The following is a 26,978-nucleotide window of genomic DNA, read 5'->3' on the forward strand; positions in this document are numbered from 1 at the left end:
GCCATCAAGCGCCCACACTTATCGGCTGTTAATTTTTAAAGAGCATTTCTGCGAGGAATCTTGAACCCCTCAGCAGCGCTGCGTTTTCAGCAGCAGAGAAACGAGATTATGAACCGTGTTTTGCAGCTCGTCAACAACTTTCTGAACGACTTCGTTGCGACTGCGGGGCTCAACTTCCGTACCGCCAAGGCTCGCTACCGCCGAACCTCAACAGCACTGCTTCCCGTCCTTCCGCGCCGCGTTTCCGTTAGCGCGAAAGAGGCGTGATTCTAAGCACCCGCCCCCATCCACGCAAGCCCTTTGTGAAGAAAGTTTGAAAAAGCCTCGGTGCGCTGCCGCGCACCGAGGCTTTGGGCTCGACGAGCGGTAAAGCGCAACACGCGCCGCCCTCCAAAGATATGACGAACACGTCTCTTTCCGTCTTTATATAGGAGGGTGCGGAACGGGCAAGGAACCTGGCGCCGTCGAGTATCATGCCGCGACCGAACCACGCACTCATATCGATGATGGACAGCACGACTCAACCCGGCGACGCCGACCTTCGCGACGAATATGCGGCGCTGCGCGAGCGCGCGATCCTGCTGGAACAACAGGTGCCGCCGCTTCTGCAACGCATCTCGGACATGTTGCCGCGCATCAGCGGCGAATCCGAACTGGCAGACACGCATCGCGAGCGGCTCGTCGGCGCACGCAATGCAGCGCTGGTCTCGATCGAAAACTATCAGCAGGCAATTCCATTCCTGCAGACGGCCGACTCGATCATCGAGCAACTGGACAAGACGCCCGAGCGCGACGAAGACATCGAGTGGCGGGAATCGCTGCTGCAACGGCTGGACGAGCTGATCGACGTCGCGGTCGTGATGATCGATGATGCGGACAGCTACTTCGAGCAAGCACAAGCCTGCGATCTGTCCAGCGTGCCGACATCGATCCTCGAGGATTGAACCGGCTCGACCGGAATCGCGCGGTGCACCGGACTCACGTCGTGGCCGCCGACAACCGTTAGCTGCTTCCCCCTGCATCGCCGGGCCTGCCGCCGATTCCCGCACAAAGCGACCACCACGCGACCGTCACCCCGCGCGGGGTCGCACGTCGCCACTACGGCGCATCCAGCACGATCGGCGCGCGCATCATCGGCACGCGGATGTATCCGCCCGCCGCATCACCGTACGCCCGTGCGTTCCCGTCGATCACGTATTGCGCCGTCAATGCGCACAGGGTCGCATCGCGCGCATCGACGGAGCGCAGCGTCGATACGTCGATGCCCAGCCGCTCCAGCAGTTGCCGGCGCTGGTTGCGCTTCTGCTTCGCCGACGCCACGGCCTTGCCCAGCATCGCGCAGGTAATCGCATAAGGATAGGTTTCGAAGCTCGCCCGCCCACCCGCGTAGCGCGCCTCGGTCAATAACGGATAAGCGTCCGCGAGCGCGCAGTAGACGCGCTCCCCCATGAACATCCAGTCGAAGAAGCCCGACGTGCTCGCAACGGCCTGCTCCCGCGACGGGGTCGGGAAGCACGAGATCCGTTCGCGCGCGAGCGCCTGCTCGGCCGCGCGGCGGCCGCTCCCGGTCCACCACAGGCTCGGTGCGTCGACGCCGACGGCGACGACATCATGGGAGAGACACAGTGCGGGCAGCGACTCGGGCGTGATCCGCGCCTCCCGGCAAACGACCGACGAGCCACGCAGGATCACGAGATCGCACAGCTTCCTGTCGCCGCCGACGTCGACACCCGCCACGGCAGCGGGTTGTCGTGCGGCGAATCGGGCCGAGCACATGCGCGTGCGTCAGTCCGCCGGCCGCGCGGCGTACGCGGTGTCGAAGATCGCCTCGAGACCGGGATGGACGCCGCGCATCGGGTCGACGACCGACTTCGCCCAGTCGAAGTACGCCTGCTTGCGTTCGAGCGGCCAGTCCGCGGGCGGATGCCGGGCGATGTCGCGCAGGTTGCAGATCTTGTCGGCCAGCTTCACGAGCTTCGCGCGCCGGCTGATGGTGGCCGCGTGCTCGACCTGCAGACGCTTGCGCTCCTCCTTCGGCAGCGACTTGTCGTCGGTGACTTCCATCACGATGTCCGCCACGTCCTTGCCGAACAGCCGCAGCAACTCCTGCTCGGTCGTCTCCGTATCCTCGACCGTGTCGTGCAACACGGCCGCGACGATCACGCGTTCGTCCTCGACGCCGGCCTCGTTGGCCAGCACGTCGGCGAGCGCGATCGGATGATTGATGTACGGCGACGCCTCTTCATCCTTGCGCCGCTGATTGCGATGCTTGTCCGCCGCGAACGCAATCGCGGCTACCAGCTTCTTCATATTCCCCCCTCGTGTGGCCAGACCCGCGGCCGTCGAACCGGCCGCGTGCGTTTCGGAACTGCTCATACTACCTGTACGCGATGACCCTTCCCGTGCGCCGACATCCCGGCGTGTCCCGTGTCACGCGCCGGCCGGCGCGCGCTGCAACTCGACCACGTTGACCCGCGCGCCGAATACGTCTCTCACGAGCGGCAGCAGGTGGTCGTGGTGCGTCAGGAACAGCACCTGCGTGCGCGTCGACAGATCGCGCAGCGCATCGAGCCCGGCCTTCGCGCGCGCATCGTCGAAATTGATGAACAGGTCGTCGGCGACGAACGGCAGCGCCGTGCGGCTGCCGAGCTGCAACTCCAGCGCCGCGATCCGCAGCGCGAGGAACAGCTGATCGCGGGTCCCTTCGCTGAGCCCCGCGACCTCGACCGACGTTCCCCTCGTGCGCCGCGCATACAGCGCGGGCGGCGTCCGTTCGGTGTCGACGGTCAGCTTCGCGAATTCGCCCAGCGTGAGCCCGGCGAAAATCTCGCCCGCGCGCCGGAGCATCGGCCCCTGCTTCTGGTCGCGGTAGCGATCCGTCGCCCACTTCAGCAAGCGGCTCGCGGTGGCCGCCTCGAGATACTGTTCGGCCGCGTCGCCCATCGCCGCCAGCGCCTCCTGCCGTTTCGCCTCGGCGACGGCCGCGTTCGCCTGGCCGTCGATCGCGCCGAACGCCTGGTCGGCCACGACCTGCTGCTGCGACAGCTCGTTCAGCCGCTTGCCGATATCGGCGAGCGACTGCTTCACCGCTTCGAGCTGCGCCGGCACGTCGGCGATGTCCTGTTCCGCCACCTCGGCCTCGACGGCAGACCGGGACAGCCCGTCGCCGTCGCGCACCAGCGCCTCGTGCGCGGCGTCGACCGCCTGCCGAAGCTGGCGCTGCCGATCCGAGCGTTCGGCCAGCGGCAGCGCCGCGTCGATCGACGCGACGCCGGCCAGTTGCAGCAGCGGCTGGATGCGCGCATCGGCGCCGGCTACCGCGGCAGCCGCGTCCGCGACCTTGCCGTCGGCCTGCCGCACGGCCTCGTCGGCACGATCGATCGCACGGGCGATTTCCCGGGCGGCCGCGAGACGCATCGTCAGCCGGCGCGCCACGTCCAGCCAGTCGCCGCTCGCCAGCCATTCCGGCGCGAGCGCTTCGGCGAGCCGCCGCGCGCCGGCCTCAAGCGCGTTCAGCTCCGCGCGGATCGTTGCGATCCGGTTGCGCGGCACGTCGGCATCGGCCAGTTCTGCCGTCACCGTAGTCGCAAGCCCGAGCGCGCCTTCCGCCGCGGCCAGCGTCGTCGCGCTCGCGGACAGTTTCGCGTCGGCCAGTGCGTCGCGCCATTGCGCTTGCCACGCGTCGTAAGCCGTTTGCGCATGATCGGCCCGCGACTGCGCGGTCGCACAGCCGCGTTCGGCTTCGCGCGCGCGATCGTCGAGGCTGTCCTTCTGTGCGGCCGCTTTCTCGGCCGACTGGACAAACGTCTCGGCGACAGCGACGAGCGCGGCCAGCCCGTCCGACTCGCCGCCTCGCGATACCGTCAGCAGCGCCGCCCGCAGCGCGGCTTCCGCGCCGACGCGGGCAGCACGCATCGTATCGAATTCGCGGCGCTGGCGATCGAGATCGGCCTGCGCGGCGAACACCGCGTCGCGCTTCGCGAGCCAGTCGCCCATCGCCGCCAGCGGCATGCCGGGCACCGCGGCCGCCGTCGCGAGCGCGGCCCAGGCGTCGCGATGGGCGGCGAGCTCGCGCTCGCGTTCGTCAAGCGCGGCCTGTCGGCGCGTCACGCCCGCACGCGCGGATTCGACCTGTTGACGCAGCGATTGCAGCGTCGCCGCGGCCTGGGTGGCGCCGAGCTGCGCATCGACGAGTTCGTCGGCGAGGCGAATCGCATCGTCGAGCGCCGGTGCGCCCGTGGCGAGATCGACGGCGCCGCTGCGGATCTCGCCCCACGCGCCGTCGCGACGCGCACGCGCCGTCAGCACGTCGGCGGTCGTGACGACCTTGTGGTTCTCCGCGAAATGCTTCTCCTGCAGTTCGAGCCGCTCGAGCTCCTCGAGTGCGCCATCCCGCGCGTCGCGCGCGGCAGCGGCCGCGCTGGCACGCTCGCTGTCTTCCTTCAGCAGCGCACCGAGCCGCGCCGCCGACGGCACGTCGAGCGCACGCAGCGCATCGACCGGCATGCGCCACTGACCGAGCGCATCGAGCGCGCCGGACAGCGTGCGTTCGGCCGCCGCGATTTCGTGCGCCAGCGCCTGCTCACGCGGGCCGCTGTTGCGAAAGCCTTGCGCATCGGCCAGCGCCGCGCGCAACGCTTCCGGCACGTCGACGGTCGACAGGCGCACCTGTTGTTCGCGGACCTGCGCCAGTTCGCGCGTGCGCTCGTCGAGCGATTCGCGCGCGCCGGCGAGCGCCTGGTGCAGCGCACCGTGCTCGCGCAGCAGGTTCGCGACCGTCTTCAGCGACAGCGCCGTCGGCAACGCGGCGCGTAGCGACGATTCGTCCGTCGGCCAGCCAAGTTGCGCGGCCGCCGACGACGCGGCTAACAGGTGCCGCTCGACGTCCGCGCCGAGCAGCAGCAGATCCTGCGCGTGATTCATGCATGCGCCGCGCAGCCGATCGAGCGCTTCGATATCGGCTTCGAGCGCCAGCGTGTCGGCGTCCGCGACGATCGCATCGCGCGCCTGCCGCTTCGCGAGCAGATCGGCACGCCGCTCCTCGAGCACCTTCTGTTCGGCCGCGAGATCGCCTTGCGCCTTCAGCAGATCCGCGTACGCGGTCGGCGGCAACTCGACGACCGCGCCAAGTTCAGCCAGCGCCGCGTCCTTGACCGTCAGCTCCTTCAGGTACGGCGCGAGCCGCCGCACGCGTTCGAGCTTCGAGCGCAGCGCTTCGAGCCGGCGCTGTTCCGCGCGCACCTGCTCGATCTGCTGCTCGACCGCTTCGCGCGCGTCCTTGCGATCGACCCAGTCGCGCGTACGCACCTGGACCATCTTCAGTTCGGTCACGGCTTCGTTGAATGCCGTTTCGGCCAGCGCGAACGCGCTGCCGCTGCGACGCGGCGCCCACAATTCGAGCACGCGCGCGTCGAGTTCCTCGCGTACCGGCCCGAGGCTGCCGACCCCGGCAGCCGATTCGAACAGCACCTGGCCGAGCTTGTCCGATGCGTCGAGAATGCTGCGGCCGCCATCGACCAGCCGCCCGTGATCGAGGCCGAACATCTGCTCGAAGAACTCGCGCGTCGCGCCGTCGAGGATGGCTGCCAGATAGTCGTCGGGCAACTTGTCGTCGGCGGGGGTGCGCAACGGGCTGCGCCCGCGCGCACGGTGGAACGCGAGTTCGCCCGTGCCGCTCTCCAGCACGCCGCCGATCCGCAACTCGGGCGTGCTGTGCAGAAAATCGAGCGGCGTCTGCAACTTCATCCCGAACAGCAATTCGGACACGGCCGTGCGAATCGTCGACTTGCCGGCCTCGTTCGGCCCGACGATCACATGAAAATCCTCGCTGGCCGACGGAAAACGCAGCGTCTCGTCGGTGAACTTGCCGTACTTGATCAGATCGAGCTGGCTGATGCGCATCGCTTACTCCCCCCTCGCCAGCCGCGCGAGCAGCGCGGGCCCGACCTGCTCGACCAGCGCGGTCAACTCGCCCGCGCGCGCCATCGTCAGCAACGGCACCTCCTCCTTCACGTCGCTGCGAACCTTGCCGACGAACGGCTTCAGGTCGCGCTCGAGCAGCGCGAGAAAATCCGGATCGTGTGCGGCGTCGGCCAGGATCTGCTTCAGGTCCTCCAGCGCCTCGAGCGGTTCGCTTTCGCCCGGCTGCTGATCGGCCGCGGACGTCGCGAGCCGGACCTTCTCGAGCCACAGCCGCTCGTTGCCGATGATGCCGATCTGGTTCAGCACCTCCGCACGCAACTGCGGCGCGCGGCCGAAAAAGAGGCCGTGCGCGGGCGTGCGCCCGGTGACGGTGACGCGCACCGCGCGCGGCACGTGGCCGTCGACGGTCAACAGCGCCTCCAGCGACTGGCCGATCTTTCTCGACAGATCGGCCACCGACAGGCAATCGGACGCATCGACCGACACGGCTTCCCAACGCAGCACGTCGAGATACAGGCGCTCGACCTGCGTGTTGCCTTGCTCGACCGTCACGAGCACCGCGCCGCGCCGGCCAGTCTCGCGGATATGGCGCCCCTGCAGATTGCCGGGAAACACGACGGTGGACGGGCCCGTCCATTGCTGGAATTCATGCACGTGGCCGAGCGCCCAGTAGTCGTAGCCTTTCGCATGCAGTTCGGCCAGCGTGCACGGCGCATAGTTCGCATGCGCCGCATACCCTTCGAGCGCCGTATGCAGCACGCCGATGTTGTAGTACCCGGGCACCGGGTCCGGATAGCCGATCGCGAGGTTGTCGACGACGGCCTTGTCCTTGAAGCTCTGCCCGTGCAGCGCGACGTCGAATTCCGGCAGCCGGAAGGTTTCCGGCTTGCGGTGGCCGAACACGGTGACGTTGTCGGGCAGCGTCAGCTTCTTCGTCATCTCGCTTTCGGCATCGTGGTTGCCGCCGAGCACGAACGCGCGGATGCCGGCCCGGCGCAACCGCCCCATCTGCTGGCCGAAGAAGATACCCGTGTTGTGATCCTTCCAGTCGCCGTCGTACAGGTCGCCCGCGATCACGAGGAACGCGACTTCCTCTTCGATCGCACGATCCACGAGTTGCCGCAGCGCCTCGCGCGACGCGTTGCGCAACTGCGCGGCCGGCGCGTCGGGATACGCGCTCAGGCCGTGCAACGGGCTGTCAAGGTGAATGTCTGCCGCGTGGATGAACTTCACGAAGGTTCCTCTGTTTCATGGCGAAGGGGCGACACCGCTCGCACGGGCTCGTGCCGTCAAGTGTCATCCCGGTCGCCGCCGGACTTGCCGCAGCACGCGCGGCGCGCGCCGAACCGGGTCGCGCCGCCCGTTGCAAGCGGGTCGGGATGGTACCTGAAAGCGGATAACGGCATGCGTTCCCCGTCGGTCCGGACGGTGGGGTAGCACGCGATACCGATACGAACCGCCATTGTGCCGCAGCACGATCGCGTGACAGCGAAACCGCGCCGCTGAAGAACGAGCCGCTCACGAAACGACGGCCATGCAATCGTTCGATATGGCAGTTACGCTCGAGACCCGGTTTCGAGCGCAACGAAGGAAGCCGGCAAGGCGTTGAACGGGAATCAGCAAAGCACGCCGGATCACCCCGCGTGCGTCGCACCGCACGCAGGCATCCGGCTACCTGCTGTCACTCGCCGCGTCACGGTATCGATCGGACATGCTGGCCCATGCCGGGCGGCACCGTCATCGTGGCGGCCGGGGGTCGGGAGCCCTGCCATTCAAGCATGGCGCGCGGGCAATCGGCAGGGGCCGCGCGCCGATAAAAAAAGCCCGGCCCGCATCGAAGCGGGCCGGGCCGTGGCGGAATGCCTGCCGCTTGTTACAGCGCGCCGCCTTGCGCCGACGCCGAACCCTTCACGCCGACCGATGCGCCGCCCTGCACCGAGTTCGTCGCGCCTTCGAGCGCTTCACCGGCCTTCGCCTTCGCACCGCCCGCGACGTCGCCTGCCGTCGACACCGCGCCTTGCGCATGGCTCTTCGTCGAGCTTGCGACGTGCTTCACGTGCGACTTCGTCGCGTGCACGGTCGATGCCGCCGCATCCTTCGTCGCACCGGCCGCCGAACCGACTGCCTGCGTCGCGCCGCCCACAGCCGTGCCGGCTGCCGAGCCCACGCCGCCGACCGTCTTGCCGACACCGTTCAGCGCGCCGCCGACGACATTGCCCGCACCCGAACCCGAGCCTGCCGCATTCGCGCCGGCGCCCGCCTGCACGCCCACGCCGCCGCCGAGCAGCGGCGTCTGGACCTGAGCGCCGACGCCTGCGGAACCCTGGGCGCCGGTCTGGGCCGTCTGTGCGAATGCAGCCGACGTCGCCATCGCCGTCAGAGCGGCACCCAGCAGAATCGTATGGATCTTGTTCATGGTCATTCTCCCCAAAGACGTTGTTGCTGCGGGCCGCCTTCGAGCGGCTTGTCGCATGCCTCACCGCGACATGCGGCAGGTGGAGCTAATGTAGCGGCGCCGCCGGCCAAAACGATCGAATTGCAGGGACTGTTACTTCGGTTGCAAATGCTGACGATTGACTCACACTGTTTGACAATCGAGGGGGTTGCGGCGGGGTGAACGCCGTATTTGACAACGGGCGGGCGACAACCGTGAACCCGGGGCGGCAGGCTGCTTCACGCCGGCGATTCGCCCGATCCGATCGTCATGCAGCGGGACAAGCCAGCCGCTTTCATCTGCATCCCGAAGGATATGAATTGCGTGGCCGGCGATGCGGCCACTTCAAAATGCAAGGCCCCGGCCGCCAGCAAGCGGACCGGGGCCGTGCGCACGCTGTCCGGTTACGGCCGGAACGTATCGCCGAGCACGACGCCTTCACGACGCGGATCGGTGCCGCCCTGCAGCGCCGGCGACTGGCCGACCGTCACGCGCATCACCGTGTTGACGCCGCTCGCCTGTGCGGACGTCGACACCTTGTGTCCGAGCGCGAGCAGCCCCGTGATCAGCGGATCGTTCGCACCGTTGTTCGCCGCGTTGACGTTCGGATGCTCGCCGCCGATCGTGGTGGTCGGGCTGTTGCTCGCGCCGAAGTCGACGAGGCCCGCCGACTGCTGCGCGTCGAGCCCCCAGTCGAGCGCGCCGACCAGCGTCTTGACCACGTATTGCGGAATCGTGCCGCCGCCCGGCGAACCGGTCGCCATCACGAAGTCGCCGCGCGAGCCGTCGGCGGCCTGCTCGAACACGATCGTCGGCGCCATCGAGCTGCGCGGCCGCTTGCCCGGCTGCAGCCGGTTGGCCACCGGATTGCCGGATGTGTCGAGCGGATTCGCGGAGAAGTCGGTCAACTGGTTGTTCAGCAGGAAGCCGTTGGTCATGTGGAACGAGCCCATGCTCGACTCGACCGTCGTCGTCGCGCTCAGCACGTTGCCGTCGCCGTCCACGATCGTGAACTGGTTCGTGCCGTGCTCGATCAGCGTCGTGTCGACGCCGAGCGGCACCGCGCCGAGATTGCCGGGCTGCGCGGTGCCCATGCTCTTGGTCGTGTCGATCAGCGCCGCGCGCGACTTCAGGTACGGCTTGTTCAGCAACGTGTCCCACGTGCCGCCCGGCAGCGGCACGAAGTCGGTATCGGCCACGTACTTGTCGCGGTCCGCATAGGCGAGCCGTTCGGCCTCGGTGATGAGGTGAACACCCGCGACGGTCGGCTTGCCGCCTTCGAGATCGATCGCCGTCGGCTTCAGCGACTTCAGGTCGAAGTTCTCGAGAATGCCGAGCGCCGATGCAACCGCGATGCCGCCCGACGACGGCGGCGGCATCCCGCACACCCAGTAGCTGCGATAGGTCGTGCACACCGGTTCGCGGCGCTTCGCCTGATATGCGACGAGATCGGCGACGGTCGTCTTGCCCGGCGTGAGCGTCGAGCCGTCCGCGCCCTTGGTCACCGCGATCTTCGCGACGATGTCCTGCGCGATCTGCCCGGTGTACAGCGCGTTCGCGCCCGACTGCGCCATCAGCGACAGCGTGCGCGCGTAGGCGGGATTCTTCAGTACGGTGCCGAGCGTCTTCGGCGACCCGTCGGCGTTCAGGAAATACGCGGCGGCTTCGGGGTCGCGCTTCAGGTTCGCGGCGTTCGCCGCGATCGCGTCGGCCAGCCGGCCGCCGATCGGGAAACCGTTGGTCGCCAGCGTGATCGCGTCGCCGAACAGGCTCTGCCACGGCAGGCGGCCGTGATCCTGTTGCAGCGCCTCGATGAGCCGCGGCACGCCGATCGTGCCGATCGAGCGGCCACTCGCGCGCGCGTTCGGCAGCGGCGCGGAATGATCGGTGGCGTCGTCGACGTAGCGCAGGTAGTTCTCGGTGGCGGCGGCCGGCGCGGTTTCGCGGCCATCGTATGCCTGCACCGTCTTGCCGCGCGCGTCGTAGTAGAGCAGCACGCCGCCCGACCCGAGACCCGTCGCCTCGGGGACGGTCAGACCGAGCACGGCCTGCACGGCGACCGCCGCGTCGGCGGCCGTGCCGCCCTTCTTCAGCACCGCGCAACCGGCCGCGCTCGCGTACGCGTTCGACGTGGCCACCAGGTACGTTTTCGCATAGACGGGCTTCATCCCGGTGCGATAGCCCGACGACGCTTCCGGCAGCGACGGGTCGCCCGGCTGGTTCGAGCCCACCACGACCGTCGCGCCGCTGTTGTCGACCGCGAGGCAGCTCGCATCGGTGGAAGGTGCGGTCGTGCGGGCCGCCTCGTTTTCGACGTCGCCGCCGCAGGCGGTCAACAGGGCAGCCGCGAGCAACGCGGACGCATACGGAAAAATCGCTGTTCTGTTCATTGTCTGCCGATGTTCTTGTCGATCGTTGCGATGGACATCCCGTTGCCTGCAACCCCCTCGGTGCACGGGCAACGCGTTCGATAGTCCCATGAACAAAATTTTTCCCGCAATAAGGAAATGACGTCATGCCACCGGACGCCCGGTGCGCGACGTCACCGAACCGGCATGCGGGTTTGCCTGCTGCATTGCAGCGCATCCCGAGACGCCCATGCGGCTCGCATCGTCACGTCGTTACCTTTTTCGCCCGGCGACGCGTGCCGCTCGCCGGGCCGCCGCGTGCGAAACCGTGCTCCATCGCGTCGATCGCCTCCGAAAAGAGCTCGAGAAACATCGCCATCGCGACCGTCGCGCTCATGTCCGCCCGCTGGTAGATGCAACTGAACGAGCGCGCACCCGCGTCGGCCAGCGGCGTCCACGCGAGCCGGCCGGCGGCCACGTCGTCCGCGACGTTTTCCGCGATCAGGAAGCCGACGCCGGCGCCTTCGGCCGCGAGACGCCGCACCATCGACACCGACCCGGTTTCGACCAGCGGCCGCACGCCGCGCGGCTGCCGCGCATCGATCTGGTCGAACATCGCGCGCAGCTCCGTGTCGGGCGTCATCAGGATCAGCGGATGCGCGAAGCAGTCGCGCATGCGCACCTTGCCGCCCGTCGACGCCAGCGGATGGCCGGGCGCCGTAACCACACCCAGCGGCTGCGCGAACGCGCGCACCTCGACGACCCCCGGCGCGGTGCGCCGGCGCAGCGCGTAACCGATGTCCACCTCGCCCGTCTCGACCCAGCGTACGATGCTCTCGCCGTTTCCCGAGCGCACGCTGTACGTGACGCCGGGATAGCGCTGCATCGCGGCGAGGATCGCGTCGGGCACGAGCTTTTCCGCCGTCGATGCCGGTACCGCGAGATTCACGTGACCACGCCGCAGCGCGCGCAGATCCTCGACCTGCGTCAGCGCGTTGTCGAAATCGCGCTGGCCGCGCCGCACGGCCGCGATCACGATCTCGCCGGCGAGCGTCAACTGCATGCCGCGCGGCAGCCGGTCGAACAGCGGCACGCCGACCTGCTCCTCGAGATTGCGGATCTGCTGGTGCACCGCGGCGGCGGTCAGGTGCAGCGCGTCGGCCGCCTTGCGAATCGAGCCGCGTCGCGCGACCTCGTCGAAACAGCGGAATGTCTGCGATATCGAACGCATGAAGGGGCCGTTAGATTTTTTCGAACAGGGCGTCAAGAATAATCCGATTTTACTGACCGGACGAATCGTCTAGATTCCGCTGCATCCCCGTATCCGATTCGAATGGAGACCGCAGTGACGACCGTCGACCAGATTACCCAGCGGCGCCGCGGCGTCGGCCTCATCGCCCACGATCCCGCGCTGTCCGCGGGCGGCTATACGCTCATCGCGCCGCAAACGGCCGACGGCAACGTCTATCTCGTCGGCATCGACGGCGAGGTCGTCCACCAGTGGAAGATGCCCGTGCGCCCCGGGCGCCACGCGGTCATCCTCGCGAACGGCAACCTCGGCTACAACGGCAATCATCCGCATTCCGAATCGCGCTACGCGCCGTGGTCGATGTGGCATGGCGGCGACTTCTACGAGGTCACGCCGCAGGGCGAAACGGTGTGGCGCTACGAGGACCCCGCGCATCACCACGACGCGCAGTGGCTGCCGAACGGCAACCTGCTGTACGCCGCGTGCGAACCGGTCGACGCGGCGTTCGCGCGGCGCGTGCCGGGCGGCACCGCGCACGGCGACGACGAGGTGATGTTTGCGGACGTGATCCGCGAAGTGAACCGTGCCGGCCAGATCGTCTGGGAATGGCACGCGCGCGAGCATCTGCGGCCGGAGGATTTCCCGATCGCGGCAGGCTTCGGCCGCTATCACTGGCCGCTCGTCAACGGTCTCGCGGTCGATGCGAACGGCCGCGTGCTGATGAGCCTGCGTACGACGTCGGGGATCATCGGCGTGAACCGTGCAACCGGCCGCGTCGACCTGCACATCGGGCCCGACGTCGTGTCGCACCAGCATGCGCCGGTGCCGCTCCCGAACGGCCACATCCTCGCGTTCGACAACGGCAATTTCCGTCACGGTGCGCACGTCGTGTTCTCGCGCGTCGTGGAAATCGATCCGGCGACGCAGCGCGTCGTATGGTCGTATGCGGACGACGTCGTGAACCTGTTTTATTCGCCGTTCATGGGCAACGCGCAACGCTTGCCGAACGGCAACACGCACATCACCGAATCGTCGACGGGCCGGTTGTTCGAAGTGACATCGGCCGGCGAGGTCGTCTGGGAATACGTGATCCCGTGGTTCGCCGAATACCCGGACGAAGCGGCGCGCAAGACCGGCCCCGGCCAGTTGAACAGCGTATTCCAGACGTTCCGCTACAGCGCCGCCCAATTGCCCTGGCTACGGACCTGAGCGTCCGTTCATCGCCGGTTTCCGGCCATCGTCGCCGTTCGTTTCCGAGGGGCCTGCCGTGTCGCACGATCCGATTTCCCCGCCCGTCGATGCCCGGCTGCCCGCGTGGCAGCTCGCGCTGTTCGGGCTGCAGCACGTGCTGTCGATGGCCGCGTCGCCGATCACGGCCGTCTTCCTGATCGCGAAGGTGCTCGCGCTGCCGGCCGACCTGACGGTCCAGCTGATCGGCGCGACGTTCTTCGCATGCGGCATCGGCACGCTGCTGCAATCGCTCGGCGCCGGCCCGATCGGCGCGCGCATGCCGTTCGTGATGGTGCCCGGCGGCGCACCGACGATGTTGTTCGCGGGCATCGCCGCGCAGTCGGGCCTGCCGACCGCGGCCGGTGCGGCGCTGCTCGCCAGCGCGTTCTACTGGGTGCTGCTGCCCGTCTTCACGCGCTGCCTGCGGCTCTTTCCGCGCGTCGTCGTCGGCGCGATGCTGTTGCTCGTGTCGATCAACCTGATCCGGATCTACGCGACGATCGTCGTCGGCCAGCCCGGCTCGGCCGACTTCGCGCAGCCGCGCGCGCTCGGTCTCGCGCTCGCGACGATCGTCGCCACCGTCGTCGTCGCGGGCGCGTTCCGCGGCACGGCCGGGCGCCTCGCGGTGCTGATCGGGCTGATGGCCGGCGCGACGCTCGGCTGGGCGCTCGGCGCGATGCCGGCGCTCACCGACGTGTGGCATGGGCCGCTGTTCACGCATCCCGTATGGCTGCCGTTCGGGATGCCGCGTTTCGACGTGCTGGCCGCGCTGCCGCTGCTGATTTTCACCGCGATCTCGATGGCCGAGGCCACCGCGCAGACGGTCGCCGTCGGCGAAACGTGCGGCAAGGCGATCTCGCTGCCGCGCGACGTGCCGAAGACGATACGCGGCGATGCGCTCGCGTCGCTGGCCGGCGCACTGTTCGGCACGCCGCTGATCGTGACGAGCGCCGAGAACATCGGCGTCGTGCAGACGACCGGCGTGCGCTCGCGCTACGTGACGGCCGCCGCCGGCGCGATCCTGATCGTCATCGCGCTGTTCGCGCCGCTTGCGCGGCTCGCGTATGCGATCCCGGCCGCCGTGGTCGGCGGCACCGCACTGGTCGTCTTCGCGATGATCGGCGTGATGGGCATCCGGCTGCTCGCGAGCGTCGACCTGCACGCGCGCGCAAACCAGTACACGCTCACGGCCGCACTGGTGGTCGGCCTCGCGCCGATCCTGGTGCCGAACCTGTATCGCCATTTCGGCGCACCCGTGCAGATCGTGCTCGGCAACGGCATGGCAGCCGGCACGCTAGCGGCCATCGCGACGCAACTGGCGTTCGCCGCGCTCGCGCGACTGGGCGGGCACGCACACGCGGGTGCGGCTGCGACGCCTTCGCGCGACGCGTAACGGCAGCGGCATGCGCACGCGGGACGCCGCTTGGCGACGCCTGCGGATCGGCCGACGCCGCGGACGCGTGGCGGTTCTTCATCCCGCTGCTGCTCGTTTCCTTGACGATGACGACGACGGCACCAACGACACGCGTGCCGCGCGCTGACGCGCCGGTTTCGTCGCGCGCCGCCGACCGGCCATCGGGACGATTGCCGGCGTCACCGCGTCCGGCTATAAAACGGGAATGGACACGAATCGCTGGATTCACGATCCCGTCGGTGCGTTTCGCGCCTGGCAGGAAACCGCCGCGACCGGCGCCGGCCGCCGGCCGTTCGCGCCGCGCTCGGTCGTGCAGCACGTCGCGATGTTCGAGCGGTTCCTGCGCCACCTGAGCACGCAACGCGTATCGCTCGCCACGTTCGGACCCGACCACGTCGCGGCCTTCCTCGCGGAACTCGACCGCACCTGCACGCCCGGCACGTCGACGCGCGTGCGCTATGCGAAACTGATCGACCGGCTCGGCCGGCATCTGGTCGACGCCGGCGTGCGGACGATCCATCCGGCCGGCCGATCGGCGCGCGATCTCGCCTGGCCGGACGGCGAGCCCGAGCCGTGCTACCTGCCGCCCGATGCCGACGCGGCGCTGCAGCGCCATGTGCAGCCTCGAGCGGACGACACGCCGGCCGATTGCCGGAATCGCGCGATCGTCGCGCTGCTGCTCGCGAGCGGTATCACGTCGGCCGAAATTCGCGCGGCGACCGCCGGCGCCGCCGAGCTCGACGCGCGGCCGCCGGCGTTGTCGGTGCCGCGCGATCGCGCGCGGCCGGCGCGCCGGATCGAGCTACCCGCGTTCGCGATAGCGCCGCTCGCCGCATGGCGTGCGCGCTCGACCGACGTGCCACCGTCGGCGCTGCTGTTTCCCGCGCCACGCGGAGGCGCGATGAACGACATGTTCCTGCTGCTCGTGGTGCGTGACGCGCTGAACGCGATCGGCTTTCGCGCAGCGGACATGAGCCCGCGCGTACTGCGCAATACGTATGCGCGCCGCCAGTTGCTCGCCGGCCAAGCGCATGCCGACGTCACGGCGATGCTCGGTCTGGCCAGCATGCGGACGGTCACGCGCATCCGGCAGACACTGCCGCCCGACGCAGCCGCGGATCGCGCTGCCCACGAGCATTGATCGCGCGTCGCGCGCCGCCCTGCGCGCATCGTGCTTTCCGGTTCGTTACTCGCCCGGCTTTGACTGGACTAGCCGCAAAATCCGCGTGTCGTACGGCGATTGCATCACTTCCGCGATGTGGATCTCGGACGCGGCCGGATGCAGCGGATTCAACAGGAAGTTGTGCGCGTGCGGCACGACGACGCTCGGCACGCGCAGCAGCGCGCTCGGCTGCGTGTGCAGCCACTCGGTGCCTGCGCTGCGGGTCCAGTCGACGTTCGTGCGCCAGTCGTCCGGCGCATCGCCCTCCGCGATTTCGGCGATGTCCACCGACTCGGGCACCTCGATACGCAGCAACTGATATCCGCTCGGCAATTGCGCGACGGTGGCGATTTCGAAATGAACGAGCGTCTCGAGCAACGCGAGCGCCGGATGCTCGGCGAGATACACGACGGGCTGCCCGGCGAAATGCCAGCGCCCGCCGGCCCGCAATCCGCCGATGCCTTTCAGATCGGCGTAATTGCTGATCCGCCACAGCGTCGTCAAGCGAAGTACCCCTCGTCGATCTGCGTAAGGGCCTCTTCGACGAGCCGCGCGCCATGCTCGGTGCTCGCCATGTCGAGCGACGTGCGGCCGCCGAAGCGCTGGAGCCCGTTGCGCAGCCACGCCATCGCCTTGTCCTGGTCGCTGAAGGTGGCCGTCGCCTGCGCGACGATGCGTGCGAGGCGAATCGCCTTGTCCGACTCTTCCGGCGACAGGCGTTCGTGCGCCTGGCGGCGATGACTCAGCGTGCGGCGCGGAATGATGAAGGCCAGCTCGTCCGATTTCAGCCCGCGCTCCGACAGCCGGTCGATCACCGACACGTCGACGCGCGCGCTCGCCAACTCGGCCAGATCGGCGCCCGACCGGACGCGGACCGCCAGCAGCTGCTCGAGAATCGTGAATTCGGCCTGACGCGGATGGGCGACGCCCGAAGGATGAAAAGCGATGGTGCTCATGACCTCTCTCCGGCAATTTGCCCAATCATTATAGGCGTTTTGCCGGAAGCATGCGGGTCGTTGAGCGAAGGCTTGCTGATCGGGGCTGGGAGACGGTATTCGGGGCACGCGAATCGGAGATTCGCCTCGGTGAGGGGGTGTAAAAATTCAGTATATAAAGTCATCGCTGGCGATAACGTGAAGTTGTCACGTAACAAGTTTCCAACGGTAATACGCGAATTGGAGCAATTGCCTCTTTTCCCAGTCCGGTCCCTACCGTCCCCCGGCAACACGCAGAGTTCTACTGATTACCCCGTCGACCGCTCCAGCAAGCCGAACCAGTCGACTCACCCTCGTCGCGCGTGACGAATCGCTCCCGTGCCCGCTCCAACCGATTCCATACACTCGAAATCGCGCCTCGCACCGGCCGGCCTACTTACTGTTCGACACAACCGGCGTCGGCGCATTGGCCGGCAGCGCGCTGAATTTCGCGGGCGCGGTGATGGTAGGCACGGCGATCGGCTTGAGCATGACGAAATCCCCGCCCGATATCGGCTCGCGCTGGAACATAACCGGAGCATCAACGCTGGCGCGCGCGGCAACTGGCTCAACCATCGTGCCGATGGTGCGGCCGGCGCGGCGAAATTCGCGGGCTCTGAAGTCTGCGGCAAGACGATCACCGCACTCAGCGGCTCCGCCAAGGCCCAGGCGTGACGTCGGCGCCGAACCTGCTGAACGCCGGGCAGCCGATCAACATAGGCTGATGCGCGACCGCCCGCCCTCAGCCGGCCCACGCGGACGACCGGATCACGCTGCAGAAGTTGCCCGCATGGAAGTGCGGATTCTTGTCCGCGAGCACGTCGGCCTTCACGTTGCCGAACGTCGTGCCGGGCTTGTGCTTGATGCCATCGTAGAACGCCTGGATGATGTCTTCCTTGAAATGCGGCGTGCGCGGATGCGCGCGCACGACCGCTTCCCGCTCGACGTCGCTGTATTCCGGGTAAGCGAGGCCCAGCACGTCCATCTCGACGCCCGCGGTGACCAATGCGACGACCGGATGCATGTGTTGCGGGATGCCGGGCGTGGTGTGCAGTGCGATCGAGGTCCACACGACATCGATGTCCTGTTGCGAAATCCCCTTGCCCTTCAGAAAATCGCGCGCGGCGTTCGCGCCGTCCACTTCGAAGCGCTCGCATGGGCTGCTGTGCCGGTGCGTGAGCCCCATGTCATGAAACATGCAGCCGCAATAGAGCAGCTCCGGGTCGTACTCGAGCCCGCGGCGCCGGCCCGCCAGCGCCGCGAAATAGAACACGCGGCTCGAGTGCTGGAACAGCAGATCGGATTCGGTATCGCGTACGAGCTCGGTGATCTCGCGCGTCAGACGCGTATCGGGAAGGGTGATGCCGGCAACGTTCACAGTCATGATCGACCTCCATGGAAGACAGCTTCGATTCTCCGGAGTCCGACAGATGTCTCCAATGGACGTGTTACGACGAATCCTGCCATTTCGCGCGACGAACGGACACGATGCCTGCGCGGCTAAGCCAGCGCCCCTATACTGCTGCGCATCAGGTTCGATACGACACGCAATCGATCATGCCGAAGGTCGTGGGTATTTTCGCCGTTCCGGGTGTGCAACTGCTCGACGTCTCCGCGCCGCTCGACGTGTTCGCGCAAGCGAACGTCGAATGCGGGAAGCCGTTCTATACGCCGCGGATCATCGCGAGCGGGCCCGGTCCGATCCGCAGTTCGTCCGGCGCACGGCTGCTGCCCGACTGGATCGCGCCCGACATCCCCGAGCGCATCGACACGCTGCTGGTCGCCGGCGCGCCGCACGCCGGCCAGATCTTGCTGCGCACCGACGTCCTCGCATGGCTACGCTCGGCGGCCGTGCAAAGCAGGCGCTACGGCTCGATCTGCACCGGCGCGTTCATCCTCGCGGCCACCGGCCTGCTGAAAGGGCGTCACCTGACCACGCACTGGGCCGCCGCCGAGGCATTCGCACAAGCGTATCCGTCCGTCGCCGTCGACGCCGACGCACTGTACGTGCGCGACGGCAAGCTGCGCACCGGCGCCGGCGTCACGGCCGGGCTCGATCTCGCGCTCGCGCTGGTCGAGGAGGATCTCGGCCGCGAGATCGCGCGGCGCGTCGCCGCGCAACTGGTGATGTTCTTCAAGCGCCCGGGCGGGCAGCTCCAGTTCAGCCGCAAGGGCGAGGCGCGGCCCGCCGGGCGTTCGGTGCTGCAGGAAGTCCAGCGCTGGATCGCGGCGCATCCGGAACTCGAGCATTCGGTGGCCGACATGGCGAAGCATGCGGGTATGAGCCCGCGCCATTTCGCGCGGCTGTTCCGCGCGGAAGTCGGCATGACGCCGGCCGCATGGGTGGAGGCGACGCGCATCTCGGTTGCCCGCCAGCTACTTGAAGACGGCCGCGACACGCCGAAGCAGGTCGCCGCGAAATGCGGCTTCGCGAACGTCGATACGCTCAGGCGAGCGTTCACCCGGCATGTCGGCATCACACCCGCCGAATACCGGAAACGGCAGGTGACGCTGGTTGCGTGATGTTGAACGTGCGACGCCGGCGGCCTCGCAAAAAATAATTCGGAATCCGACTCAACTGTCCGTCCCGCTGCTGCTGCGCCGAGCGCCCCTGTCGCCCGCGGAAAGCCATGCTCCTGCTCCGGCTCGCGGCAATCTTCGGATGAAATTGCATGCCGCGCGAATCGTTTACTCCGTTGCAATAATGATTCGCCGCAACGCGTATTTCCGGCCGGTAACGCGATCGTTACGATGCAATCAACCGCTGAACGCACCGTGCGAAGCGCGAAATCAACAGAACCGGAGGTCACCATGAAGTCGTTCATCCCCACTGTCGTCGCCGCAACTGCCCTCTGCGCATCGTACGGCGCATTCGCCCAGTCGAACCCGTCCGGCCAGTTGACCCGCGCGCAGGTGCGTGCGGAACTCGTCCAGCTCGAACAGGCCGGCTACAAGCCCGAAGTCTCCGACCAGTATTACCCGCGTGCGCTGCAGACGGCGCAGGTCCGCGTGACGAATGCCGAGGAAGCCGGCTACGGCGCGCAAGCGGCCGCCGGCACGCGTGCCGGCCGCGCGATCGCGGTCAGACAGGAAGGCCGCGACTCCGTCTATTTCGGCCAGTAAGCCCGATACGCGCCGGCTTATTCCCGGCTATTCCGATCCGCACGGCGTACCCGCGACACCCCGCTCCCGTTCATCGGGGCGGGGTGTTTGCTTTCCGGTCGTCCGCTCCCTTCGCCGGTCGCGCGCCGCGCGGCACCGTTCACGCAAGCGTCCGCTGTTTGCGCATAGAATGGCCGCGTGGTCGGTGCCGGCCAGAAAGAACGCGAGCGGTATCACGACGCCCGCTGGCCGGCCCGATGTCGCACACGGCGTATTTTTCGAAAAGGAGCGGTTTCATGTCTCAAACATCCGGTTCCACGATCACGTTTCGCCGCCCCGACGGCCAGGAACTGCAGGGCTATCTCGCCACGCCGGCACGGACCGAAGGCGCGCCCGCGGTCGTCGTCATCCAGGAATGGTGGGGGCTGAACGACCAGATCCGCGGCGTCGCGGATCGCCTCGCGCGCTGCGGCTACTTCGCGCTCGTGCCCGACCTGTATCGCGGCAAGTCGACGGTCGAGGAGGAGGAAGCACACCACCTGATGACGGGCCTCGATTTCGGCGACGCTGCGTCGCAGGACATTCCCGGCGCGGTCGCGTACCTGAAGACGCTGGCGCCGCGGGTCGCGGTGACGGGCTACTGCATGGGCGGCGCCCTCACGCTGCTGTCGCTGCAGTACGCCGAGGCGGACGCCGGCGTCACGTGGTACGGCCTGCCGCCGCTCGACTACATCGACCCGGCCAAGCTCAAGGTGCCGCTGATGGGACACTGGGCGACGCAGGATGCGTTCTTCAAGATCGACCAGGTCGACGCACTGGAAAAGAAGCTGACCGATGCGAAGGTCGGTTTCGAATTCCATCGCTATCTCGCGCACCATGCGTTCGCGAACGAAACAGCCGTCGGCCCCGGCCGCATCGCCGGCACGCAGTTCGATCCAGTGTGGTCGGAAACGGCGTGGGATCGCACGCTCACGTTCTTCGGCCGGACGCTGTGGGCGAAGCAGGCATAACGTAACGACGCTCGCCGCGCGGGCGACGGTACAAAAGAAAACGCCACGGATTTACCGTCCGTGGCGTTTTCGTTTTCACATTCCTTCGGACGTGCCGACAGGCACGGCTTACCCGTTCGCGGCCGACGCAGGCGCCGGAGCCGCCGCCTTGTCGTAGTCGACCGGTGCATCCGGCGCGCGCGGCGCTTCGCCTGCATGCTGGATCCAGCCGCCGCCGAGTACGCGGTACAGGTCGACCAGGTTCGTCCAGCGTGCCAGGCGTGCGCTGATCAGCGACTGCTGCGCCGAGTACAGATCCGTCTGCGCGGTCAGCACCGACAGGTAGCTGTCCACACCGTTCTTGTAACGCAGGTCCGACAGGTCGAAGCGACGCTGCTGCGCGTGCTCGTTGCGCTCCAGCGCCGCGATCTGCTGGTCGTACGTGCCGCGTGCGGCCAGGCCATCCGACACTTCGCGGAACGCCGACTGGATCGCCTTCTCGTAGTTCGCGATCTCGATACGCTTCTGCACGTTCGCGAGATCGAGATTCGCGATGTTCTGCCCGCCCTCGAAAATCGGCAGCGCGATGTTCGGCGCGAACGACCATGCCGCCGTGCCGGCCTTGAACAGGCCGCCCAGTGTCGGGCTCGCGGTACCGAACGCGGCCGTCAGCGAGATGCGCGGGAAAAACGCCGCGCGCGCCGCGCCGATGTTCGCGTTCGCGGCCAGCAGCGTTTGCTCGGCCTGCATCACGTCCGGGCGACGCGTCAGCAGATCCGACGGCAGGCCAGCCGGCACGTCCGTCAGCAGGTTCTGCGCGTCGAGCGGCATGCCCGCCGGCAGGTCGTCCGGCAGCGGCTCACCGATCAGCAGCACCAGCGCGTTCAGCGCCTGCGCGCGGGCACGCGCCTGCGCCTGCTGGTTCGCGAGCGCCGTCTCGACCACCGTCTGCGCCTGACGCAGCTCGAGCTCCGAGCCCGTGCCGTTGTCGAACTGCAGCTTGGTCAGGTCGTAAGACGCCTGCGCGGTCTTCAGCGTGTCCTCCGTGACCTTCAACAGGTCATCGGTCGACAGCAGCGTCAGGTATTGATCGGCCACCTGCGACACCAGCGAGATCTCCGACGCCTGCCGCGCATACGCGGTCGACAGGTATTGCGCGAGCGCCTGGTCCTTCAGGCTCTGCACGCGGCCGAACAGGTCGAGCTCCCACGACGCCGACAATCCGACGTTGTAGGTGCGCGAGATCAGCGGCTGGCCCGTCTGCGATACACCAGCCGGGAAGCGCTGGATGCTGCCCGTGCCCGTACCGTCGAGCGTCGGGAACAGCCCCGCGCGCGTGATCTGGTACTGCGCACGCGCCGCCTCGATGTTCAGCACCGACACGCGCAGGTCGCGGTTGTTTTTCAGCGCGATTTCGATCAGCCGCTGCAGGCGCGGATCGACGAAGAACTCGCGCCAGCCGATGGCAGTCGCCGCCTGGCCGTTCGCGCTGCGCGCGCCGGCCGCGCCCGGCTGCGTCGCGTAGACGCCGCCGGCCGGGTACGCCTGCGCGACGGGTGCGTCGGGCCGCTTGTAGTGCGGCGCCATCGTGCAGCCCGTGGCAAACAGCGCGGCAGCCAGTGCGGCCGCGGTTGCAGTCAAAGCATGTTTTTGCATCGTTACTGCCCCTTCGAATCGTGTGCGTCGTCGTGACCGCGCTGCAGGTCACCCTGCACGAGACGCCATGCATCGTCGACGTTTTCCGTCTCGCCGCTGAAGATCGCGCGAACCCGCACGAAGAACATCGGGATCATGAAAATGGCGAGGAACGTCGCCGTGATCATCCCGCCGATCACGCCGGTGCCGATCGCGTGCTGGCTGGCCGAGCCCGCGCCGTTGCTGATCGCGAGCGGCAGCACGCCCAGCATGAACGCGAGCGACGTCATCAGGATCGGACGCAGCCGCAGGCGGGCCGCCTCGATCGCCGCCCGCACCGGCCCCATGTTCCCGCCCGCCTGCAGCTCGCGCGCGAACTCGACGATCAGGATCGCGTTCTTTGCAGACAAGCCCACGGTCGTCAGCAGGCCGACCTGGAAGAACACGTCGTTCTCGAGACCGCGCAGCATCGTCGCGAGCAGCGCGCCGACCACGCCGAGCGGCACGACCATGATCACCGAGAACGGAATCGACCAGCTTTCATACAGTGCCGCGAGACACAGGAACACGACGAGAATCGAGATCGCATACAGGATCGGCGCCTGCGAGCCGGACTGGATTTCCTGGAACGACAGGCCCGTCCATGAATAGCCGATGCCTTCCGGCAGCTTGCTCGCGAGCGCTTCCATCGCGGCCATCGCCTGGCCGGTCGACTTGCCTTGCGCGGCCTGCCCCTGGATCTCGATCGACGACACGCCGTTGTAACGCTCGAGCTTCGGCGACCCGTAGATCCAGTGGCCGGTCGAGAACGCGCTGAACGGCACCATCCCGCCCGCGCTGTTGCGCACGTACCAGATGTTCATGTCCTCCGGTGTCATCCGGAACGGCGCGTCCGACTGTACGTACACCTTCTTGATCCGGCCGTCGGTATCGAGGAAGTTGTTCACGTACTGGGACGCCCATGCGATCGAGAACGTCTGGTCGATCGCCGCGGCCGTCACGCCGAGCGCGTTCGCCTTCTCGCGATCGATGTCGACCTTGTACTGCGGCGTGTCGTTCAGGCCGTTCGGGCGTACCAGCGCCAGCGCCGGATCCTTCGCGGCCAGCCCGAGCAACTGGCCGCGCGCGGCCATCAGCGCTTCGTGACCGAGACCGGCGTTGTCCGTCAGCTCGAAGTCGAAGCCGGCGGCCGTGCCGAGTTCGGGAATCGACGGCGGGTTGAACGGAATCACCATCCCGTCCTTGTACGTCGAATAGTGCGCGAAGGTCCGGCCGATCAGCGCCTGCACCTTCTGGTCCGAACGCTGACGCTGCTCGTACGGTTTCAGCTTCACGAACACGAGGCCCGCGTTCTGCCCGCGGCCCGCGAAGCTGAAGCCGTTGACCGTGAACACCGAGTCGACCACGTCCTTCTCGGCGGTGGTCAGGTACGTGTTGATGTTGTCGAGCGTCTTGCCGGTCGTTTCCTGCGTGGAACCGGACGGCGTCTGCACGATCATGAACATGTAGCCCTGGTCTTCATCGGGCAGGAACGACTTCGGCAGACGCACGAACATCACGCCGACCGCGAGGAACACGGCCAGGTAGATCACGAGCCAGCGGCCCGAGCGCCGGATCACGTGGTTCACGCCGCTCGTGTAGCGATCGCGGCCGCGATCGAACGTCCGGTTGAACCAGCCGAAGAAACCCTTCTTCTCTTCGTGATGCCCCTTCTCGATTGGCTTGAGGATCGTCGCGCACAGTGCCGGCGTCAGGATCAACGCGACCAGCACCGACAACACCATCGCTGACACGATCGTCAGCGAGAACTGACGATAGATCGCGCCGACCGAGCCGCCGGAGAACGCCACCGGCACGAACACCGCCGACAGCACGAGCGCCACGCCGACTAGCGCGCCGGTGATCTGGCTCATCGCCTTGCGGGTCGCCTCCTTCGGCGACAGCCCTTCCTCCGCCATCACGCGTTCGACGTTCTCCACCACCACGATCGCATCGTCGACCAGCAGGCCGATCGCGAGCACGAGGCCGAACATCGACAGCGTATTGATCGAGAACCCGGCGAGGCCCATGATCGCGAACGTACCGAGCAGCACGACCGGCACCGCGATCGTCGGGATGATCGTCGCGCGCAGGTTCTGCAGGAACAGGTACATCACGAGGAACACGAGCACGATGCCCTCGATCAGCGTCTTGACCACTTCCTCGATCGACAGGCGCACGAACGGCGTCGTGTCGTACGGGTAGTGCACGACGAGACCATGCGGGAAATACTTAGACAGCTCGTCGATCTTGGCCCGCAGCGCGTTGGCGGTCGCCAGCGCGTTCGCGCCGGTCGCGAGCTGGATGCCGAGGCCGGCCGTCGGCTGCCCCATGTACTTCGTGTCGAACGTGTAGTTCTCCGAACCCAGCGCCGCGCGGCCGACGTCCTTCAGGCGAACCTGCGAGCCGTCCTGGTTGACCTTCAGCAGGATGTTGCCGAACTGCTCGGGCGTGCGCAGCAGCGTCGATTCGGTGATCGTCGCCTGCAGCACGGTGCCCGGCTTCGCCGGCGTGCCGCCGATCTGGCCGCCCGCGATCTGCACGTTCTGCTGCGTGATCGCGGCCGTCACGTCGGTCGGCGTGAGGCTGTAGTTGGTCAGCTTGATCGGGTCGAGCCAGATCCGCATCGAGAACTGCGAACCGAGCAGCAGCGTCTGGCCGACGCCGTTCACGCGGCTCAGCGGATCGAGCACGTGCGAGGCCACGTAGTTCGTCAGGTCCTCCTTCGACATCCGGCCGTCCTCGGAGTTGAACGCGAACCACATCAGCCAGTTGCTGCTCGACTTCGTGACCTGCATGCCGAGCTGCTGCACGACCTGCGGCAGGTTCGGCGTCGCGAGCGACAGCTTGTTCTGCACCTGCACCTGCGCGACATCCGGATTCGTGCCCGGAGAGAAGGTCAGCGTGATCGTGGCGTTGCCCGAATCGTCGCTCGTCGACGACATGTACAGGAAGTTGTCGAGCCCGCTCATCTGCTGCTCGATCACCTGCGTCACCGTGTCTTCCACCGTCTTCGCGGAAGCGCCCGGATAGTTCGCCTGGATCTGGATCGTCGGCGGTGCGATCGTCGGATACTGCGCGATCGGCATCTTGAAGATCGATGCGACGCCGGCCAGCATCAGCACGATCGCGATCACCCACGCGAAGATCGGGCGATCGATAAAGAACTTGGCCATGAAAAGGACTCCCTGTTATTGCGCGCTCGACGCGGCGGCCGAACTCGCTGCGGCACTCGTCGCGGTACTCGCCGGCGCGGCGCCTGCCGATGTGGCGGATGCGGCGTCCGGCGCCGGGGCGAGCTGCGCGGCGACGGTCTTCACGGTCGCGCCCGGGCGCACCTTGTCGACGCCTTGCACGATCACGTGGTCGCCCGCCTGCAGGCCGCCTTCGACGATCCAGTTCTGGCCGTACGTGCCGGTCGTCGTCAACGGACGCATCTCGACCTTGTTGGCCGCGGTCACGACGAGTGCGATCGCCTGCCCCTTCTGGTCATGCGTGACGCCGATCTGCGGCACCAGGAACGCGTTCTCGTTCACGCCTTCCTCGATCCGTGCGCGCACGAACATCCCCGGCAGCAGCACGCGGTTCGGGTTCGGGAACACCGCGCGGATCGTCACCGAGCCGGTGGTCTGGTCGACCGTCACGTCCGAGAACTGCAGCTTGCCCGGCTCCGAGTAGGTCTTGCCGTCTTCCAGGATCAGCGACACCTTCGCCGCGCCCGGGCCGCTCGTCTTCAGACGGCCGCTCTGCACGTCCTGACGCAGCTTCAGCCCTTCGAGGCTCGACTGCGTGAGGTCGACGTACACCGGATCGAGCTGCTGCACGGTCGACATCAGCGTCGCCTGGCTCGCCTGCACGTATGCACCCGGCGTCACTTGCGAGATGCCGACGCGGCCGCTGATCGGCGACACGACGTCCGTATAGCCGAGGTTGATCTGCGCGGTGTCGACCGCCGCCTTGCCGGCCGCGACGTCCGCCGCGGCCTGGCCTTGGGTGGCGACCGCGTTGTCGTAGTCCTGCTTGCTGACCGCGTTCGCGGCCACCAGCACCTTGTAGCGCGCGACCAGCGCGTTCTGCGTGACGAGGTTCGCCTGCGCCTTCGCGAGCGTCGCCTTCGCGCTGTTCAGGGCCGCGATGTACGGTGCCGGATCGATCTTGTAGAGGCGCTGACCGGCCTTGACGTCGGTGCCTTCGGTGAATTCACGGCGCAGCACGATGCCGTCGACCCGTGCACGCACTTGCGCGACTAGGAACGCGCTGGTGCGGCCCGGCAGTTCGGTCACCGCCGGCACGGCTTGCGGCTGCACGGTGACGACGCCGACTTCCGGCGTTTGCGGCGGCGGTGCCGATTCTTTTTTCCCGCACGCGGCCAGGAAAACGGCGGCCGTTGCGGCAGTGATTAAGCGGTATGGAACCCGTTCGACGCGCATGGAGCGACCTCTCACAATTAGACGACCTTCAATGGGAATCACCAGATCTC

General features: G+C 67.5%; 22 protein-coding genes. 8 read left to right on the top strand and 14 right to left on the bottom strand.

Annotated elements, in window-relative coordinates; translation table 11 throughout:
• Positions 1–60: 60 nt before the first annotated feature.
• Both HWX07_RS05250 and HWX07_RS05255 read left to right on the top strand, forming a co-directional pair.
• Complete coding sequence (locus HWX07_RS05250; protein WP_175875485.1) at positions 61–267, top strand: hypothetical protein; 207 nt, start codon at positions 61–63, stop codon at positions 265–267.
• Positions 268–473: 206 nt separating this feature from the next.
• Positions 474–944, top strand: a complete 471-nt coding sequence (locus HWX07_RS05255; RefSeq protein ID WP_011549388.1) for a hypothetical protein — start codon at positions 474–476, stop codon at positions 942–944.
• A 154-nt stretch (positions 945–1,098) separates the two neighbouring features.
• Here HWX07_RS05255 and HWX07_RS05260 read toward each other — a convergent pair whose 3' ends face one another.
• The 7 genes from HWX07_RS05260 to HWX07_RS05290 form a co-directional block, all read right to left on the bottom strand.
• The gene (locus HWX07_RS05260; protein WP_175875488.1) at positions 1,099–1,776 is read right to left on the bottom strand and encodes a DUF429 domain-containing protein; all 678 of its coding nucleotides are present in this window, start codon (positions 1,774–1,776) and stop codon (positions 1,099–1,101) included.
• Positions 1,777–1,785: 9 nt separating this feature from the next.
• Positions 1,786–2,310 (bottom strand): HD domain-containing protein, encoded by a 525-nt coding sequence (locus HWX07_RS05265; protein WP_006489846.1) that lies wholly within the window; start codon positions 2,308–2,310, stop codon positions 1,786–1,788.
• Positions 2,311–2,430: 120 nt separating this feature from the next.
• Positions 2,431–5,901 (bottom strand): YhaN family protein, encoded by a 3,471-nt coding sequence (locus HWX07_RS05270; protein WP_175875489.1) that lies wholly within the window; start codon positions 5,899–5,901, stop codon positions 2,431–2,433.
• Positions 5,902–5,904: 3 nt separating this feature from the next.
• Positions 5,905–7,155 (bottom strand): DNA repair exonuclease, encoded by a 1,251-nt coding sequence (locus HWX07_RS05275; RefSeq protein ID WP_053526451.1) that lies wholly within the window; start codon positions 7,153–7,155, stop codon positions 5,905–5,907.
• A 640-nt stretch (positions 7,156–7,795) separates the two neighbouring features.
• The gene (locus HWX07_RS05280) at positions 7,796–8,338 is read right to left on the bottom strand and encodes a hypothetical protein (RefSeq protein ID WP_175875490.1); all 543 of its coding nucleotides are present in this window, start codon (positions 8,336–8,338) and stop codon (positions 7,796–7,798) included.
• 422 nt (positions 8,339–8,760) lie between these two features.
• On the bottom strand, positions 8,761–10,746 hold the full coding sequence (locus HWX07_RS05285) for a gamma-glutamyltransferase family protein (RefSeq protein ID WP_175875491.1): 1,986 nt from the start codon (positions 10,744–10,746) through the stop codon (positions 8,761–8,763).
• A gap of 223 nt (positions 10,747–10,969) precedes the next feature.
• Positions 10,970–11,935, bottom strand: coding sequence for a LysR family transcriptional regulator (locus HWX07_RS05290; RefSeq protein ID WP_074808434.1), 966 nt, complete (start codon positions 11,933–11,935; stop codon positions 10,970–10,972).
• A gap of 102 nt (positions 11,936–12,037) precedes the next feature.
• On the opposite strand from HWX07_RS05290, the gene HWX07_RS05295 reads away from it, so the two are divergent.
• From HWX07_RS05295 to HWX07_RS05305, 3 genes are all read left to right on the top strand, one after another.
• Positions 12,038–13,162, top strand: coding sequence for an aryl-sulfate sulfotransferase (locus HWX07_RS05295; protein ID WP_175875492.1), 1,125 nt, complete (start codon positions 12,038–12,040; stop codon positions 13,160–13,162).
• Positions 13,163–13,220: 58 nt separating this feature from the next.
• Positions 13,221–14,576, top strand: coding sequence for a uracil-xanthine permease family protein (locus HWX07_RS05300; RefSeq protein ID WP_175875493.1), 1,356 nt, complete (start codon positions 13,221–13,223; stop codon positions 14,574–14,576).
• 226 nt (positions 14,577–14,802) lie between these two features.
• Entirely contained in the window at positions 14,803–15,738 is a 936-nt protein-coding gene (locus tag HWX07_RS05305; RefSeq protein WP_175875494.1) for a site-specific integrase, read from the top strand.
• A gap of 45 nt (positions 15,739–15,783) precedes the next feature.
• On the opposite strand, the gene HWX07_RS05310 is transcribed toward HWX07_RS05305, so the two are convergent.
• The 4 genes from HWX07_RS05310 to HWX07_RS05325 all read right to left on the bottom strand — a co-directional run bounded on the left by HWX07_RS05310 (position 15,784) and on the right by HWX07_RS05325 (position 18,117).
• Positions 15,784–16,263 carry an RES family NAD+ phosphorylase gene (locus HWX07_RS05310; RefSeq protein WP_175875495.1) on the bottom strand — a complete coding sequence of 160 codons (480 nt, stop codon included), beginning with the start codon at positions 16,261–16,263 and terminating at the stop codon, positions 15,784–15,786.
• Positions 16,260–16,715, bottom strand: coding sequence for an antitoxin Xre/MbcA/ParS toxin-binding domain-containing protein (locus HWX07_RS05315; RefSeq protein ID WP_175875496.1), 456 nt, complete (start codon positions 16,713–16,715; stop codon positions 16,260–16,262). The genes HWX07_RS05310 and HWX07_RS05315 overlap by 4 nt, the downstream gene beginning before the upstream one ends.
• Positions 16,716–17,126: 411 nt before the next feature.
• Positions 17,127–17,309, bottom strand: coding sequence for a hypothetical protein (locus HWX07_RS05320; RefSeq protein WP_244129931.1), 183 nt, complete (start codon positions 17,307–17,309; stop codon positions 17,127–17,129).
• Positions 17,310–17,475: 166 nt separating this feature from the next.
• Positions 17,476–18,117 (bottom strand): HD domain-containing protein, encoded by a 642-nt coding sequence (locus HWX07_RS05325; protein WP_175875497.1) that lies wholly within the window; start codon positions 18,115–18,117, stop codon positions 17,476–17,478.
• Between the two features lie 173 nt (positions 18,118–18,290).
• Here HWX07_RS05325 and HWX07_RS05330 point away from each other — a divergent pair, with 173 nt between their 5' ends.
• From HWX07_RS05330 to HWX07_RS05340, 3 genes are all read left to right on the top strand, one after another.
• Complete coding sequence (locus tag HWX07_RS05330; RefSeq protein ID WP_175875498.1) at positions 18,291–19,256, top strand: GlxA family transcriptional regulator; 966 nt, start codon at positions 18,291–18,293, stop codon at positions 19,254–19,256.
• A gap of 288 nt (positions 19,257–19,544) precedes the next feature.
• Entirely contained in the window at positions 19,545–19,856 is a 312-nt protein-coding gene (locus HWX07_RS05335; protein WP_175875499.1) for a DUF4148 domain-containing protein, read from the top strand.
• A gap of 275 nt (positions 19,857–20,131) precedes the next feature.
• On the top strand, positions 20,132–20,845 hold the full coding sequence (locus HWX07_RS05340) for a dienelactone hydrolase family protein (protein WP_012337170.1): 714 nt from the start codon (positions 20,132–20,134) through the stop codon (positions 20,843–20,845).
• 108 nt (positions 20,846–20,953) lie between these two features.
• Here HWX07_RS05340 and HWX07_RS05345 read toward each other — a convergent pair whose 3' ends face one another.
• From HWX07_RS05345 to HWX07_RS05355, 3 genes are read right to left on the bottom strand one after another with little or no spacing between them, the layout of a single operon-like run.
• On the bottom strand, positions 20,954–22,480 hold the full coding sequence (locus HWX07_RS05345) for an efflux transporter outer membrane subunit (RefSeq protein WP_175875500.1): 1,527 nt from the start codon (positions 22,478–22,480) through the stop codon (positions 20,954–20,956).
• A gap of 2 nt (positions 22,481–22,482) precedes the next feature.
• A complete protein-coding gene (locus HWX07_RS05350) occupies positions 22,483–25,674 on the bottom strand; it encodes an efflux RND transporter permease subunit (RefSeq protein WP_175875501.1) in 3,192 nt (1,063 codons plus the stop codon).
• Between the two features lie 15 nt (positions 25,675–25,689).
• The gene (locus HWX07_RS05355) at positions 25,690–26,928 is read right to left on the bottom strand and encodes an efflux RND transporter periplasmic adaptor subunit (RefSeq protein ID WP_175875502.1); all 1,239 of its coding nucleotides are present in this window, start codon (positions 26,926–26,928) and stop codon (positions 25,690–25,692) included.
• Between the last annotated feature and the right edge of the window lie 50 nt (positions 26,929–26,978).

This window comes from Burkholderia sp. BCC0097 (genome assembly GCF_902832985.1).
GTDB classification, from domain to species: domain Bacteria; phylum Pseudomonadota; class Gammaproteobacteria; order Burkholderiales; family Burkholderiaceae; genus Burkholderia; species Burkholderia orbicola.